At 42.6% G+C, this 14,441-nt stretch carries 15 protein-coding genes; 4 read left to right on the plus strand and 11 right to left on the minus strand.

Translation table 11 applies throughout. The features are described from left to right. Positions 1-39 precede the first annotated feature (39 nt). The 6 genes from DBT49_RS07015 to ytpR form a co-directional block, all read right to left on the minus strand. Positions 40-1,341, minus strand: coding sequence for a bifunctional folylpolyglutamate synthase/dihydrofolate synthase (locus DBT49_RS07015; protein ID WP_101560382.1), 1,302 nt, complete (start codon positions 1,339-1,341; stop codon positions 40-42). 688 nt (positions 1,342-2,029) lie between these two features. Next, entirely contained in the window at positions 2,030-3,031 is a 1,002-nt protein-coding gene (locus DBT49_RS07020; RefSeq protein WP_083300533.1) for a nucleoid-associated protein, read from the minus strand. A gap of 60 nt (positions 3,032-3,091) precedes the next feature. After that, entirely contained in the window at positions 3,092-3,979 is an 888-nt protein-coding gene (locus tag DBT49_RS07025; RefSeq protein ID WP_070560585.1) for a UTP--glucose-1-phosphate uridylyltransferase, read from the minus strand. Then, positions 3,969-5,327 carry a UDP-N-acetylmuramate--L-alanine ligase gene (murC, locus tag DBT49_RS07030; RefSeq protein ID WP_070560442.1) on the minus strand — a complete coding sequence of 453 codons (1,359 nt, stop codon included), beginning with the start codon at positions 5,325-5,327 and terminating at the stop codon, positions 3,969-3,971. Before murC ends, DBT49_RS07025 begins: the two co-directional genes overlap by 11 nt. A 3-nt stretch (positions 5,328-5,330) precedes the next feature. Continuing rightward, positions 5,331-6,047 (minus strand): hypothetical protein, encoded by a 717-nt coding sequence (locus tag DBT49_RS07035; protein WP_070560440.1) that lies wholly within the window; start codon positions 6,045-6,047, stop codon positions 5,331-5,333. 54 nt (positions 6,048-6,101) lie between these two features. After that, a complete protein-coding gene (gene ytpR, locus DBT49_RS07040; RefSeq protein WP_070560438.1) occupies positions 6,102-6,728 on the minus strand; it encodes a YtpR family tRNA-binding protein in 627 nt (208 codons plus the stop codon). A 227-nt stretch (positions 6,729-6,955) separates the two neighbouring features. Between ytpR and DBT49_RS07045 the strand changes: the two genes are divergently transcribed. Further along, positions 6,956-7,342, plus strand: a complete 387-nt coding sequence (locus DBT49_RS07045; protein ID WP_101560380.1) for a hypothetical protein — start codon at positions 6,956-6,958, stop codon at positions 7,340-7,342. A gap of 94 nt (positions 7,343-7,436) precedes the next feature. Here DBT49_RS07045 and trmB read toward each other — a convergent pair whose 3' ends face one another. From trmB to DBT49_RS07065, 4 genes are all read right to left on the minus strand, one after another. Next, positions 7,437-8,078 (minus strand): tRNA (guanosine(46)-N7)-methyltransferase TrmB, encoded by a 642-nt coding sequence (trmB, locus tag DBT49_RS07050; RefSeq protein ID WP_070560437.1) that lies wholly within the window; start codon positions 8,076-8,078, stop codon positions 7,437-7,439. 114 nt (positions 8,079-8,192) lie between these two features. Beyond that, positions 8,193-9,026, minus strand: a complete 834-nt coding sequence (locus DBT49_RS07055) for a phosphotransferase family protein (RefSeq protein WP_064292934.1) — start codon at positions 9,024-9,026, stop codon at positions 8,193-8,195. A gap of 77 nt (positions 9,027-9,103) precedes the next feature. Then, entirely contained in the window at positions 9,104-10,339 is a 1,236-nt protein-coding gene (locus DBT49_RS07060; RefSeq protein WP_070560436.1) for an ABC transporter permease, read from the minus strand. Next, positions 10,329-11,069 carry an ABC transporter ATP-binding protein gene (locus DBT49_RS07065; RefSeq protein ID WP_070560434.1) on the minus strand — a complete coding sequence of 247 codons (741 nt, stop codon included), beginning with the start codon at positions 11,067-11,069 and terminating at the stop codon, positions 10,329-10,331. Before DBT49_RS07065 ends, DBT49_RS07060 begins: the two co-directional genes overlap by 11 nt. A gap of 184 nt (positions 11,070-11,253) precedes the next feature. On the opposite strand from DBT49_RS07065, the gene DBT49_RS07070 reads away from it, so the two are divergent. The 3 genes from DBT49_RS07070 to DBT49_RS07080 all read left to right on the plus strand — a co-directional run bounded on the left by DBT49_RS07070 (position 11,254) and on the right by DBT49_RS07080 (position 13,230). Further along, entirely contained in the window at positions 11,254-11,682 is a 429-nt protein-coding gene (locus tag DBT49_RS07070) for an HIT family protein (RefSeq protein ID WP_070560432.1), read from the plus strand. Positions 11,683-11,685: 3 nt separating this feature from the next. After that, a complete protein-coding gene (locus DBT49_RS07075; protein WP_070560430.1) occupies positions 11,686-12,072 on the plus strand; it encodes a hypothetical protein in 387 nt (128 codons plus the stop codon). A 135-nt stretch (positions 12,073-12,207) separates the two neighbouring features. Then, positions 12,208-13,230, plus strand: a complete 1,023-nt coding sequence (locus DBT49_RS07080) for a peptidylprolyl isomerase (protein WP_070560429.1) — start codon at positions 12,208-12,210, stop codon at positions 13,228-13,230. Positions 13,231-13,285: 55 nt separating this feature from the next. Here DBT49_RS07080 and DBT49_RS07085 read toward each other — a convergent pair whose 3' ends face one another. Next, entirely contained in the window at positions 13,286-14,110 is an 825-nt protein-coding gene (locus tag DBT49_RS07085; RefSeq protein WP_070560427.1) for a glycosyltransferase family 8 protein, read from the minus strand. Positions 14,111-14,441: the final 331 nt, after the last annotated feature.

Raw genomic sequence — 14,441 nt, forward strand, 5'->3', positions numbered from 1 at the left:
ATGAATCAGTGTAAAAGATCACTGATTCATTCGGTTTCTTTATTGGTCGGCTTCAAAGGATTCAAAGACTAGCTCTCTTAATTCACCAACAAGGTAAAGGCTGCCAAAGACACAGATAAGGCAGTCCCCTTCCTGCTGGTCAGCCCATCGTCTGGCATAGGACATAGCGTCTTCATTATTCTTAGCAGTGTAGGTGTTTACCTTTTGGAGACCCGTGACCATATGGGCCGCCTTAGTGAGTTCATTAGCTGTCATGGCCCGGTCTGAATCAGGGGTAATGGTGACAATCTCATCAAATAAGTGAACAACTTCTCCTAACATCCGGTAAACATCTTTGTCTCTTAGCATACCGGTAATGGCTAGGCGGGGAATATTAGGGAAATAATCCTCAACCGCATGACGCATGGCCCGGACCCCATCTAAATTATGGCTGCCATCAATAATAATTTCTGGATCTTGGTGAACCCATTCAAAGCGTCCTGGCCAAGAAACTGTCTGTAAGCCTTCTTTTATCTGCTTGAGCTCTACATTAAAACCAGCTCGTTTAATTTCAGCTAAAGCCTCAATCGCCAAGCAGGCATTCAACACTTGGTGTTTACCCAATAAGTTAAGGTGATAATTTTCTCCCTTATAAGTAAAAACTTGCTGACGGTTTTCCGGGTGAATATCCTCAATACTTTCTGTATCAATCGTCTTCAAAGGAGCCCCTTGACGTTCAGCAGTCGCACTTAAAACTTCAATCGCCTCTTTTGGATAGGGGTAAACCACGACCGGGGTATAGTACTTAATAATACCCGCTTTTTCCTTAGCAATTTCTGAAATGGTATGGCCCAGAATATTTTCATGGTCTAAGGCAATCTTAGTAATCACACTGACTAAGGGACTCTTTACCAGGTTGGTGGCATCCAAGCGACCACCTAAGCCTACTTCTAGAACAATAATATCGCAGCCTTCATGGTAAAAGATCAACCAAGCCATGGCGGTAAATAACTCAAACTCGCTGCATTGAATCTTAGTGCCGGCAAGTTTTTCCTTCATGTAGTCTTTCATGGCTTGCAGCTTTTCATCAGCGATATTCTCCCCGTTAATCCGAATACGCTCATTAAAACTCACTAAGGATGGTGAGGTATACAAACCTACCTTATAGCCAGCTAATTGGAGGGTCCTAGCAATCATTGAGGCGGTTGAGCCCTTGCCATTGGTGCCGGCGATATGGACAGTAGGCAATTTGTCTTGGGGATTATCAAAGACCGCCATGAGGTCGCGAATATGGTCTAGACCCAGGGTCCACTTGCCCCGCTCTAAGACCGGTAAATCTTTTTCAAATTCTTCATAATCCATCTAATTTGGGTCATCCTTTCACATATCCAGGTCAATGATTAAACTGCCCGCTCTATCTAAGTTATAGGAGCAGTCAAAAGTCTGCTTTCTCTTATAGTATACTAAGTTTTTTCGCGCTGGGATAGCCTTAGCTTTATTTTGTCAGCTCGCACTCTTTTCAAACCTGCTCTGGGTGCAGATCGATCTCCACTTCACTAAAGTGCAAGAAATTCTTTTCAAGAATTTTTGCTCTTTAGCTCCAGTTGCTATAGCTGTAGGAAGCAAAGCGACGTACAGATATAGTATGCGTAGCTCTATCGATCTTTGGCGCACCCATCGCACTCTATAGTTGAGTTCGGAAGGGGTAGGGGATGTCCTTTCAGAAAAGTTGAGCGATCAGCTTTGCTGATCTTTTCATCTTTTCTTCCAAGGAATCTCCCTCCCTGATCCTTCCTCACATCCTTCTCAAACCTGCTCGCTGACAAAAGTGAACTCCGCTTCAGAAATATTTGGCAATCCTTTTCAAGGATTACCGCATATTTCTTCCAGCGTTTCACTTTTTTGTCGTCAGCTCGCACTCTTTTCAAACGTGTTCCGGGTGCAAGGCAAGCATCCACTTCACTAAAGGACATCAAATTCTCTTTAAGAATTCGCTTGCCCTTTAGCTCCAGTGATCTTGCCTTTTGATGCACCCGTCACACTCTATTCCTTAAAACATATTTTTTATGGATTCGATGTTTTTGATGGTGACACTGATTGTTCCGTCGGGGTTATTGCTTAATTCAATGACGTCGGGATCGTAGAACAAGTCGAGGGGGATGGTGATTTCAATGCCATTATCCAGTTTCAATTTTTGCCTTTGGAGTTTTGTAGGAATGCTTTCAACTTCTTGCATCATGTCATTGTCAAAAGGGAAAGTCTGGGTTTCTTCCAAATAGGATTGTTTCTTAGCCAGGTTATCTTCGTAGAGATAGTCAGCAATCCGCTCATTGGAAAAGCCTTCCTCCCCACTCATTTCATGGTAGAGGATATCTTTAGCCTTGGCGAGGGATTGGTAGACCGGTTCATCATAAGTGTGAGCCGTCTTTTCAACGGCCTTCTTGATGGCTTGGATACTTTCCTTGGCACTGGGCTTGGTCGGCACCTTGAGGTACAATTCACTAAAATAATTGACCTTTTCCCCTAGACTTTCAATCTCATGTTTCTTTTCCACCAAGTCATATTGGCCACTGGCTAAATTAACTACGATGCCTTCATCAATGGCCTGTTTGGCAGATGGCAGGATGTTTTTGTGGATAATGAGATCATTTTGAACATTGTCATCATTATAGACCAAGTTATGGGTATAGGACTCATTGTGGTTGAGCTTAAAGGCCGCCAGGTAATCCTCACCTTGGTCATCAGAAAAACGCAGCCAGAGTAAGTCAGCCGCAGGAATATCTGCATTTAATTGGATAAATTGAAACCATTGACTAGCCAAGGCTTGGCTATTGGGAATAAAGTCTGCTGCAGCTGCTTGAAATTGCTGGTATTTTTCATTATCAGCTGGAAAGATCCCCCGCTTCTTCTTATCGGTAACCCAGACCTTATCAATTAAGGCATTCATGTATTTAAATAAATGATTACTATCAACGGCTAAGGGAAGTTCAGACATGACCCCCTGGTTAATGTTTTGATCATAGATATGTAAGATTGCTTCTTTAATAATCAAAAATCTGCTCTCCTCCAATGAAAAAGTCTCCCTCAGCTAGTTGAAGGAGACTAGATGACTTTATTTTTCCGCTTTTAAGCGGGGGATGATTTCTTGCTTTAAATAATCATTGAGGCCTTGGCTGGTTTCTTCGTGGTGTAAGGCATATTGGATGCTAGCCTCGATAAGTCCCAAGGGTTCTCCCACTTCATACCATTGGCCATGGAAGTGGGTGGATAAGACTGCTTGGTCCTTAGCCAGTAAATTTAAAGCGTCAGTGAGTTCAATTTCTCCAGATTGAGGATTAACGCCTACCGCTTCAATCGCTGAAAAAATATCAGGGGTTAAGACATAACGGCCACAGATGGCCATAGCAGGGTCATAATTTGGATCTGTAGGTTTCTCCACTAGCCCGCTTATATCATAGACATCCCCCGACCGCGAACTAGCTTCATCAACAATCCCATAATGCTTAGCTTCCTGGTTGGAGACTGCTTGGGTTAAGATTGCTGTTGCTTGGTAGCGGTCAGCAATTTCCATGACCTGCTTAGAGGCGGGCTTATCAGAAACCATAATATTGTCCCCCAGGGTTAAGAGAAAAGGTTCGTTTCCTACAAAGGACTTAGCTTGTAAGATGGCATCACCCAGGCCCTTAGGATAGTGTTGGCGTTTGAACTGGATGTTATGTAAGGTGCTGGATTGGACCATTTCCAATAAGTCTTCCTTACCCTTTTCAGTAAGGTTTTGCTCTAACTCGTAATTAGAGTCAAAATGGTCTTCGATAGAGCGCTTGTTGCGCCCAGTAACAATGAGAATTTCTTCAATTCCACTGGCCAGCACTTCTTCAACAATAAATTGAATGACTGGCTTATCCATCAAAGGAAGCATTTCTTTGGCAGTGGCTTTGGTAATAGGGAGGAAACGCGTCCCCAAACCTGCTGCCGGGATTACTGCCTTCTTAATGGTCATCATCTGACAACTCCTTATCTGTGTGCCCATTCTCTAACAAGGCGGCTTCATAGGCCTTGGCATATTTAGGAACATCACCAGCTCCCATAAAGAGAATAACCGCATCCTTATAGGCAAGTAATGAGGTCATATCGTCCAGATCAAGCGCCGCATGGGGAACCGTTAAACGATCCAGAACATCTTGGCTGGATACTTGGTGGTGGTCGGTCTCCCGTGCTGAAGCAAAGATATCACAGACATAAGCCGCATCGGACTTGTCTAGAGCCTCGGCAAATTGGTCCAGTAGAGCCAGGGTCCGCGAATAGGTATGGGGTTGGAAGACACTAATCACTTGCTTATCTGGATACTGTTGGCGGGCGGCATCAATGGTCGCTTTGATTTCTGAAGGATGGTGGGCATAGTCATCAACAATCACCATATCTTCAATAAAACGTTCATTAAAACGACGTTTCACGCCCTTAAAGCTGGTCAAGGCTTCTTGAACATCCTCTGGAGCAAAACCTTCTAAATAACAGAAGCCGATCACTGCCAAGCTATTCAAGATGCTATGTTGACCAAAGGTATGGATAGAAAAGTTGCCATAATGTTTGCCTTGGACCCAGACATCAAAGTGTGAGCCCTTGGTGTTACGAACGATATCCTTGGCAACAATATCAAAATCATTATTGTCAATGCCGTAATACCAAACGTCAACCTCATCCTTCAATTTTTGTAAGTAAGGATCGTCTCCATAGGCAATTACTTTATTCTTAACTTGGTGGGCAAATTTTCGGTTAGCAGCAAAGACTTCTTCAATATTATGGTAAAAATCGGGATGGTCAAAGTCGATATTCGTAAAGATGGCATAATCAGGTTCATAGGCTAAGAAATGTTCCCGATATTCGTCAGCTTCTAAAACAAAGTATTCCCCGTCTTCTACTCCCTTACCGGTCCCATCTCCAATCAGATAGGAGGTGGTCTTTAAACTGCCCAGGACATGGGCCATCAGACCAGTAGTTGAGGTTTTCCCATGTGAACCGGTAATGGCAACACTAGTATACTTCTTAATGAGTTCACCTAAGAAGTAATGGTAGCGAGTAACGGTCAGGCCTAATTCCTTGGCCCGGACAACTTCAGGGTGGTCATCCTTAAAGGCGTTCCCACAAATCACTGTCATCCCTTCATGGATATTGTCAGGATCAAAAGGTAAAACGGTAATGCCCGCCTCTTTCAAACCTTCCTCAGTAAAGAAATGATCAGTGACATCAGAACCCTGGACCTGGTAGCCAGCTCCTTTAAGAACGCGTGCGAGAGCACTCATGCCTGTGCCTTTGATTCCGGTAAAATGATAGGTCAATTCTTTATCCATGTCTTATTTGTCTCCGTTTCCATCTTGATGGTTTTTGAAAGGGGGTTGGTCCTTAGCTAGGCCATCATCTTGTCCTAGAAAAGAATTCCCTTTGAGGGGCCTTTCCTCAGCCATAATTGACTGTAAGCCCCGGTTTAAATGCTTCTTGGGTCTTGCTTTGCTTTTGTTCGAGTTAGGCTGATTTGTAGAAGCCGAATCGCGTTTTTGGCTAGTCCTTGGCGATGCCGTTTTCTTACTTGAGCTTTGAGAAGGCCGTTCTGCTTTTGTCCCTTTGTCTTGAGCAGGATTGCTGGACTGGCTATTCAACCAGGTTGAGGGCAGCTCAGTCGGTTTAAAGGGCTTTTTACTCTGGTACATTTGAAATTCTTTAATTTCACGCCGTAAGCGGGCCTGCTTTTCTCTTTTATCTTCACGAATGGAGTTTTGCTTGTAGTGGTAGGGACTATTTTGTCGCTGGTCATTAATTCCTTTGCGACGCCGCATAGCCTCTGAACGATCAGGGCGAACAGAGGCTCGGTTAGCTTGATAAGGTGAGCTATTAATTACCATCTGATCATCGTCAATATGGAAGCTGACCGGGGCTTCTTTGCCAAAGCGCTGGTCATTATTTTCCTGGTAATTGCTATAGTCACGGCTTAGATAGTTAGGGAAATCAAGGACAGAGTGCTTAGGCTTAATCCGCTGCGTATTCTTTTTACGATAAAAAGGGACAAAGGCCATATCCTCTCATTCCTTTCTTGATACAATATTTCAGTGAACCTGTCAATGACTCCTTTAATCCAATTGATCTTTGATTGACTCAAAAGGAGTTCCTGGGGTCAATTCATCGTCAAGCACTAAGATGCCTTGACGTTCATGGTCAGGGTCTAAACCTAATTCATAGGCGGAACAAATCATTCCATTACTTTTCACCCCGCGCAATTCCCCCGGCCAGATAATTTGTCCATTGGGCATGACTGCCCCACTCAGGGCTACGACTACGGTCTGACCTTGGTCAATATTACTTGCCCCACAAACAATTTGTTGGACGTCTGCTGGGCCCACTTGGGTTTGGGTAACATGCAGGTGGTCAGAATTTTCATGGTCGACACACTCCACTACCTTTCCTACCACAATCCGGGGTTCGTTTGAGATTTTGATGGTTTCAAAACCTTGTTCATAGAATAATTGGTTAATTTGCTCAATTTGAGCGTCTTCTAAGAGAACGTGTCCTGTCCCCTTTATTTCCATATAAGTCGAAATATTATTGATATTATAACCAATGGTTTCTTTATTTTCCTTGTTATAAATACGTGTCACATCGGACAACGTTTCAGTTTCTATTAGTTCACGAGGAAGATCCGCTGACGTCAGCATCAACACATCGCCTACTCCTCGAGGATTGTAGAAACTAAGCCACATAATTAACTTCTCCTTTATATTGCTTACCCGTTTTATATCAGCGAGCAAGTCATTAAATCTTTACAAAGTATCGTGTAAATTATAAACTGAAACCGTTAAAAAGGCAATTCAAGCCTAATTCCAAAATATATCCCTCTCCCTAGCCTCCTGCAAGAAAAGCTTAAGCGTGTTATAATTAAAAGAAATATTGCGCTTTATCCAATAAACAAAGGAGATTGACATTCACTATGGTAAAAAAAGCCCTAATTAATCAGTTGAAAGATAGCGTTTTTCCCAACGATCAAAAGCAAAACTATGCCCTGGCCGGTAGCCTCTTTGCCTGCGGTTTAGTCATTGGTGGCGTTGCTGCGGCTTTAATTTATGACCAAGTCCAAGCCCATAAGGCTAAAGACGGCATGGAAGTTTTAGAAGCCGTTAAGGACCACTTTAAAAAAGACGGCGACATCGAAGGCTCTTGGATTGAACTCCAACCGGTCCATGTTAACCGGTTTGGCCAAGAACAAAAGCTCTATTACGGCGGTATCTCCCGTCTAGAAAATAATAAGGTCGTTCAATATGAATTTTATGCCGACGCAATCACAGGGAATATTGTTGATATTTTTGCCATTGACTAATTCATCATGCTTAAGAAAAACCAAGCCGGAAGTGCTCAAAGTGAAGAGACTGCCCGCTTGGTTTTTTTATCAATAGGATTTGTTCCTCTGTCCCTCAACTCTTAAAATGAGCAATTAAGCGGTAAATACGCTGCCCTTTTTGAGAGAACTTGGCCTCATACTCGGTCATGATATTATCTGTTACCCCACTATTGTGAAGGTCCAAAGACACATCATCTAAGACCATTCCGTAATGGGAGAGCGAGGTTAAGGAATACTCAAAAAGTCCTTGGTTATCCGTCTTGAAAATCAAGCGGCCGTCTGGCTTTAAGATGTCCTGGTATTGCTTGAGAAAGTTCTCATGGGTCAAGCGGCGTTTGGCATGGCGTTTTTTTGGCCAAGGATCGGAAAAGTTTAAGTAAATTTCCCCTACCTCTTCTTCAGCGAACATGTCGCTAACATGGTTACCATCTCCGCGGATGAAACGCAGGTTGCTTAATTCAGTTTCCATGGCTTTCTGTAGAGCCATAACTAAGACATCAGAAATCATTTCAATGCCGATAAAATTAATCTCAGGATAGGTCTTAGCCATTTCAATCAGAAATTGACCCTTTCCGGTGCCCACTTCCACATGGATAGGATGGTCATTGGCAAATATTTCATGCCAGTGGCCTTTTTTGTCGTAAGGGTCAGTAATCACCCATTCAGGGTGTTGGGCGATCAGGTCTTTTGCCCAGGGTTTGTGACGTACACGCATAGTCTTCCTCCTTAGTGGTGTTTCCTAACTTAGAAAAAGGCTGTGACCCTTGCCACAACCTTTTTTTAATAAATAATTGCATTTAAAGCGGGCTTCCCTTACCCGATAGCTTTCCTAGTCAATAGACCAGGAAGTGATGGGGTTTTCTTGGTTACTGCTTTTAAAATAGCGGTTTTCATAGATGTGTCTGAGCAATAAAATACTTTCATTAATGTGATAGATGCGTTTTTTCTGATAGTCTGCCTTAATTAAAAAGAGCAAATTCATTAATGAATACCATTCAATTCGTAAATAGGTTTCTTCACTAACATGTAAGTTATACAGATCAAACCAGTGGTCCCAATCTTCCAAGGGAATGTATTGGACTAAGAGCTGGGTAATGTCAAAAATGGGATCAGCAATGCAGACCTTCTCCCAGTCTACCAAGTATAAGCGATGGTCTTCTGACAAAATAAAATTACGACGGTTGAGGTCGCTATGGCAAACAGTGCGCCGAGCGTTTTGCACAAAAGACAAGGTGTCATAGAGGTAATCCTTAACACTATTAATATAGGTTAGGGAGTCCAGGTCCTCACTAAGATTGTTTTCAAATTCATGTAAGAAATCTTCTGGTTTATAGGTTTTTCCACCAATTTTCACCAACATATTATAGAGATTGTCAGAGTGGTGGTAACGTGACATTAACTTAGTCACGATGCCTTGCTGGATTTCTTGGGCTGACAGGGTGTGTCCATAAAGCCATTCTTGGGCGGAGTAGACGTCCCCGCTAGCAGTTCTTTTGGTCCAGATCAAGCGAGGGGTAATCCCCTCCATGGACAAGGCAGCTAAAAAAGGAGAAGAATTTCGCTTCAGAAATATCCGCTCTTGATTATGTGTTCCCATAAAAGCTTGGCCAGTATCGCCACCTATTGGGTGCAAGGTCCATTCTTTATCGAATTGGAACTCCATAACTTCTCCTCCCTTTCTCCCGATTATATTTAAACAGTATCTCTTATTTTAGTCAGAAATTAGAGGATCGTCAATAATTATCTATGTAATTTTTCCAAGAGACGATTTTTTCCTCGTAAGCGACGGGGTAAATAGACCCGGGTGAAAAGGATAGTCATTAATCCCGCTAAAATCAAGAAAATCACACTGTCCTGCCAGGATTTACTCATTAGGAAACTCATCGTCTGAAAAGCCGTCTGCAAGCCTAGCGGCAGGTATAAAAAGCGGCGAAAAGCAGGCAAAGCTTGTCCCTGATCTAGGGGATAGATTTTCATTAAGGGGTGCTTATAATAGCGACGATAGAGCGGTAAAATTTGAAAATGACTGGCATAAAGCAGTAAAAGGCCTAAACAATAGGTCAGCGGGTGACTAGGTAAGAAATAAACCAAGAGAGTCGCTAAGGCAGTGAGCCTGAGCCATAAATTAAAATAATCTTGGCTCCGACAAAAGGCCCTTTGGTAGAGGAAATAATAGGGATTGTTCTTGCTGGTCATAAGCAGTGGATCTAAATATTTCCGCCGCTTAACCGCCTTTTGACCCGTAGGAACATCAACAAACAAGCTCAAAACCTGGTTAACCCTTTCTTGACGTTGGCTTTCCTCACCTACGATTTTTAACCAATCCCATTGCTTTTCACCCTGCCAGTTTTCACTGGTCAGATAATAGATGACGATCATCACAAAGACAAAAGCCAGGGCCAAAAAGATCTTTCCCCGCACAGCAAAATACAACTGACAAAAGCTATAAGCTGCAGTCAAAACCATCAAGAGCCTACTTTTGCTGGGACTGTAAAAATGAAAATTTTCTAAAACTGACCGTAACTGGAGAGCCTTCAAGCCGACCATTACCACAAAGATGGCAAGGACCTGGCCCCCTGACAAACCTTGGTGAATTAGTAAGAAGGGATAAGATACCCCCATAAATAAGGCATAGATCCCCGTTGGCAGGAGTAAGCTATAGGCTAAGGCCTGGCTAAAGTAAGCCTTAAAGTCCCTTTCCCGAGCCAGTAAAAAGACCGTGTCCGCCTTTTCAATGAAGCTAGCTATCTTGCCTATTCCCATCACTAAAGCAGTGGCAATGACTAGCCAGGTCCATTGGTAAAGCGGGTTAAAAGTCGTTAAAGTCTTTAGCCACTGGCTATATTGAAAGGCCAAGGCCGCTAAAATAAAAGCCAAAGCTAGGATAAAGTGGTCATTAAAAATGTATTTAAAATAGCGAAAAATGCGTTTTTGCTGACTTTGACGGCGTTTGGGATAGAGCTCTTTAAAGGTCATGGCTCTGCCCTCTTACTAAGTCAACATAGAGTTCATCCAAGCTGGCATCTGCCTTATTGAAGTGTTGACGAATCTCCTGCAAGGTCCCCTGAGCTTTAATTTGTCCCTCATGGAGAAAGATAAAGCGGTCACAGTAGTGCTCAGCGCTAGACAGGATATGGGTTGACATTAAGATTGCTGCCCCGGCTTGGCGTTTCTTTAGTAACAATTGGGTAAAGTCATCGATCCCCAGTGGGTCTAAGCCGACAAAGGGTTCATCAATAATGTAGAGCATGGTATCCACCAGCATGGCACAAACAATCATGACCTTTTGCTTCATGCCCTTAGAAAAATGGATGGGTAACCAGTCCAAGCGTTCGGTCAAACGGAAGCGTTCTAAGAGCGGCTCGGCATTAGCCATGGCTTGGTCGGGGTCAATATGGTAGGCCAAGGCAATCAGTTGGATATGCTCGCGCAAGGTGAGCTCTGGATAGAGGATCGGTTGTTCGGGAATATAGCTAAGGGCTTGGCGGTAGGCCTGGTTATCCTCAGCCAGTGAATGGCCATTTACCAATATCTCTCCCGCACTCGGCTTAAGCAGACCTAAAATATGCTTAATAGTGGTTGATTTGCCAGCCCCATTTAAGCCAATCAAGCCGACAATTTCACCAGCTTGAACAGAAAAATTTAAATCGTGGAGGACTGTATAATTACTATAACCCCCACTTAAATGTTCTACAGATAGTGTCATCTTTCAATTCCTTTGCTATTGATAATCTAATCTTAAGACCTCATTTTACACCTAGTTTAGCAAATATCCAGAATTTTTTCGATCAGCGGCGGCCGAAAAAATCCCCGTAGAAAAATTGTGACTTACCTAGGCTTGTGATAAACTTAAGCTAAATGAATAAGTCAATTAGAGAGGACGATATATCATGGAAGATTGCATTTTCTGTAAAATTGCAAACCGGGAAATCCCCACTAATCTAGTCTATGAAGACGAAGTAGTCACTGCTTTCTTAGATAATTCTCAAGTTACCAAGGGGCACACCTTACTCGTTCCTAAAAAACATCTAAAAGATATCTTTGACTACGATGTCAAGGATGCTGGAGCGATTTTTAGACGGATTCCTATTATTGTCGAAGCCATTAAGAAGGCCTTCCCAGACGTACAAGGAATTAACATCTTAAATAACAACGGTGAAATTGCCTATCAATCGGTCTTCCATTCTCATATTCACATCATTCCTCGCTACCAAAAAGAGGAAGGGTTTGCTGTCAAATTTACCAATAACGGTGACAATTATAGTGATGAAGACTTAGCCGAAATTGCTAAAACCATTAACGAAAATATTGAGGTGTAGTCGATGTTAAAAGCATTTTTAAAAGGTTTGGGCTTGGGCGCCCTTCTTGCGGGTTCTTATGCTCTCTTGAAAACGCCCCATTCTGGCGAAACCAACCGCCGCATTCTAAAAGATTATAGTAAACGTTTATCAGGCGCAGCTACCGATCTTACGGGGTCCTTAGCTGAAACCCAAGTAGCCATTAGCGATTTAGCTAATCAAGGCATGCAAACCCTTGGCTCAGCCCGGGACGACATTCAACTGGCAATCCGTGACTTCCAACGCACAGCTGTCCCCCAAATGAATCGTATCCAAGAACAAGTCGCCCAATTACAGGCCGATGTGGATAATTCTGCCCTTTTAAATGGTTCAGCAGATAGCGATGAAACGACCGATAAGGAAGACGAATAGTACTAGGATAGTAAGAGAAAAGAAGTTTAAGAATCTATGAAGGTTCTTAGACTTCTTTTCATTAGGATTGAGTTAGAATAAGAGCTGTGCTATATTTTTAGAGTATATTGAATGAAATGATTAGGAGTTTGATTTATGAAATTTAAGAAAAAATTCACCCTGGGCCTAGTTTCCAGTCTATGTGCCTTCACTCTGGCGGCTTGCCAAAGCCAAAGCAATGACAGCGCTGTGGCGACCGGTGATGATATTAAAATTACCCAAGGTCAACTGAATGATCAAATGAAGAAGGTTGCCGGCGATCAGACCCTTCGCCAACTCATCCTTTCTGAAATCTCTAAACAAGAAGTGGGTAAGGACCGTTATAAGGAAATTGAACAAGAAACTGACCAACAAATTGCGGCAACCAAGGCCCAAGTTGGTGATAATGATAAATTCCAAAATGTCCTCAAAAGTTCCGGCGTACCTTCTGAAGAAGCCTATAAAGAATCACTAACCCAATACACCCTCACCCAAGAGGCCCTCAAGAAAAATATTCCTGTTTCAGACGAAGAATTAAAGAAAGCCTACGAAGACTATGAACCTGCTGCAGAAATTTCGCATATCTTAGTAGAAGATGAAAATGAAGCCAAGGATATTATTAAAAAATTAGATCAAGGTGGCGACTTTAGTGCATTAGCTAAAGAACACAGTAAAGATCCAGGCAGCAAAGAAAAAGGGGGATCTTTGGGTCAAGTTGAAAAAGGCCAAATGGTCAAAGAGTTTGAAGACGCTGCCTTCAAACTAAACGAAGGGGAATACACCAAGGAACCGGTCAAATCCCAGTACGGTTACCACATCATTAAATTAGATAAAAAGGGTCAAAAAGGTAGCTTTGAAGATGAAAAAGATAAGCTGGCTGAACAAGTAAAGAATAAGAAAATGCAAGATCCTTCTACCCTCCTCCAAGTCACCAGTGATCTCTTGAAGAAATACAACATTGACATTAAGGATTCCGACCTAAAATCTGCTCTCGACCAATTCAAACCAAAAGAAGAGAATAAGAAAGCAGATAAAGATTCTAAAGAAAACTCAAAAGACCAAGACAAAAAAGCAGACAATAAAGACGACCAAAAAGGACAAGAAAACAGCCAAAGTCAGGCAGAATCTGATAAAAAATAGTCTATCATTAAAAGAGCATGCTTCAAGGGATTTCCTCAGGCATGCTCTTTTCATTTTATTTGATATTGGTAAATAATTTCCGCTTATGGTCATAGTGGGCATAAAGCAGGCCAAAGTTATCCAAGTGCTTCCTTTGCCAAGGCTTTTTCTTCCCACAAAAATGCAAGAGAGCGCCGTGTTCAACTACCCACTCGGGGGTCCACTTCCCTTCACTAATCAATTCATAAAGTTTACTATAGCGGACATCATAGTTGTAAACTTGGTCAGGCAAATCATAGATATACTGGCTGTACAAGGCATTGAGAACATCCTGGTCAGGCAGAATTAATTGATGTCGGTTTTCCTGGATAAAGTCAAAAATATCATCGGCTTTCACCTTTTGTCGGATCGCCTTAAGATTCATCAATAAAACTCCAGAATTATAATAGTGGTCAGCCTGGCTATTGCCTAGGCGTAGTTTATTGATCTGGTCAGTAATCTTAGTCAGCTTAGCGTGACTGGCCGCTCCGTATAAATCATCCCCTAAGTCAGTTTCATATAGGGGCACGAGGTCATTGATACAAAGGATATCAGCATCCAAGTAGAGGATCTTCTCTAGCTGATCGGGCAAGAAATAGTGGGCTAGCAAGCGGTAGTAGATAGTCTCTGGATAGCGTTTAGAAACCGGTGCCTCTTTAAAAATATCTTGATCAATAAGCACCGGGTGGTAAGTCATCCCCATGGCTTGTAAAAAGCGATCAATTTTGTCGTGGGCTGCCAGGGGCTGATTTTGCAAGATGTAGACTTGGTAGTCACGCTTGCCTGTGTTTTTATAGATGGAGTAAAGCGTGGTTAGCATGGGCTCCACATAGTGGTCATCAACGGCAAATAATAAGTTCATTCCATAGCTCCTTGACTGAAAAATAGCTTAAACTTACTTTACCATGCCCAGATGAATTAAAGCTTAATAAGTCAAAGCTTAATAAATTCTCAACAAAAGAGTGTGACAGTCACGACAAAGGACGAAATCGCTGGAGGAAAATATCATAAGTTCAGTTAAAAGGACGTGAGTACGGCATGAGAGACTTGAATTGCTGGAGGAAAAACCATAAACACAGCAAGTCTGTGCCTTGGTATTTTCTGAAGCGGACGTTCGTCCTGTGACTGGAGCAGCTTTTGATTAGACAGTCCATATATTAAAAAGGAGGTCAGAACAATTGTCCCGATCTCCT

Origin of the sequence: Aerococcus mictus (assembly GCF_003286595.3) — a bacterium.
Classification (GTDB): domain Bacteria; phylum Bacillota; class Bacilli; order Lactobacillales; family Aerococcaceae; genus Aerococcus; species Aerococcus mictus.

What these genes read in the sequence shown, in the direction of transcription:
- DBT49_RS07015 (WP_101560382.1), bottom strand. Translation starts at nt 1,341, where the DNA reads ATGGATTATGAAGAATTTGAAAAAGATTTACCGGTCTTAGAGCGGGGC.
- DBT49_RS07025 (WP_070560585.1), bottom strand. Translation starts at nt 3,979, where the DNA reads ATGACCATTAAGAAGGCAGTAATCCCGGCAGCAGGTTTGGGGACGCGT.
- murC (WP_070560442.1), bottom strand. Translation starts at nt 5,327, where the DNA reads ATGGATAAAGAATTGACCTATCATTTTACCGGAATCAAAGGCACAGGC.
- DBT49_RS07035 (WP_070560440.1), bottom strand. Translation starts at nt 6,047, where the DNA reads ATGGCCTTTGTCCCTTTTTATCGTAAAAAGAATACGCAGCGGATTAAG.
- ytpR (WP_070560438.1), bottom strand. Translation starts at nt 6,728, where the DNA reads ATGTGGCTTAGTTTCTACAATCCTCGAGGAGTAGGCGATGTGTTGATG.
- DBT49_RS07045 (WP_101560380.1), top strand. Translation starts at nt 6,956, where the DNA reads ATGGTAAAAAAAGCCCTAATTAATCAGTTGAAAGATAGCGTTTTTCCC.
- trmB (WP_070560437.1), bottom strand. Translation starts at nt 8,078, where the DNA reads ATGCGTGTACGTCACAAACCCTGGGCAAAAGACCTGATCGCCCAACAC.
- DBT49_RS07055 (WP_064292934.1), bottom strand. Translation starts at nt 9,026, where the DNA reads ATGGAGTTCCAATTCGATAAAGAATGGACCTTGCACCCAATAGGTGGC.
- DBT49_RS07060 (WP_070560436.1), bottom strand. Translation starts at nt 10,339, where the DNA reads ATGACCTTTAAAGAGCTCTATCCCAAACGCCGTCAAAGTCAGCAAAAA.
- DBT49_RS07065 (WP_070560434.1), bottom strand. Translation starts at nt 11,069, where the DNA reads ATGACACTATCTGTAGAACATTTAAGTGGGGGTTATAGTAATTATACA.
- DBT49_RS07070 (WP_070560432.1), top strand. Translation starts at nt 11,254, where the DNA reads ATGGAAGATTGCATTTTCTGTAAAATTGCAAACCGGGAAATCCCCACT.
- DBT49_RS07075 (WP_070560430.1), top strand. Translation starts at nt 11,686, where the DNA reads ATGTTAAAAGCATTTTTAAAAGGTTTGGGCTTGGGCGCCCTTCTTGCG.
- DBT49_RS07080 (WP_070560429.1), top strand. Translation starts at nt 12,208, where the DNA reads ATGAAATTTAAGAAAAAATTCACCCTGGGCCTAGTTTCCAGTCTATGT.
- DBT49_RS07085 (WP_070560427.1), bottom strand. Translation starts at nt 14,110, where the DNA reads ATGAACTTATTATTTGCCGTTGATGACCACTATGTGGAGCCCATGCTA.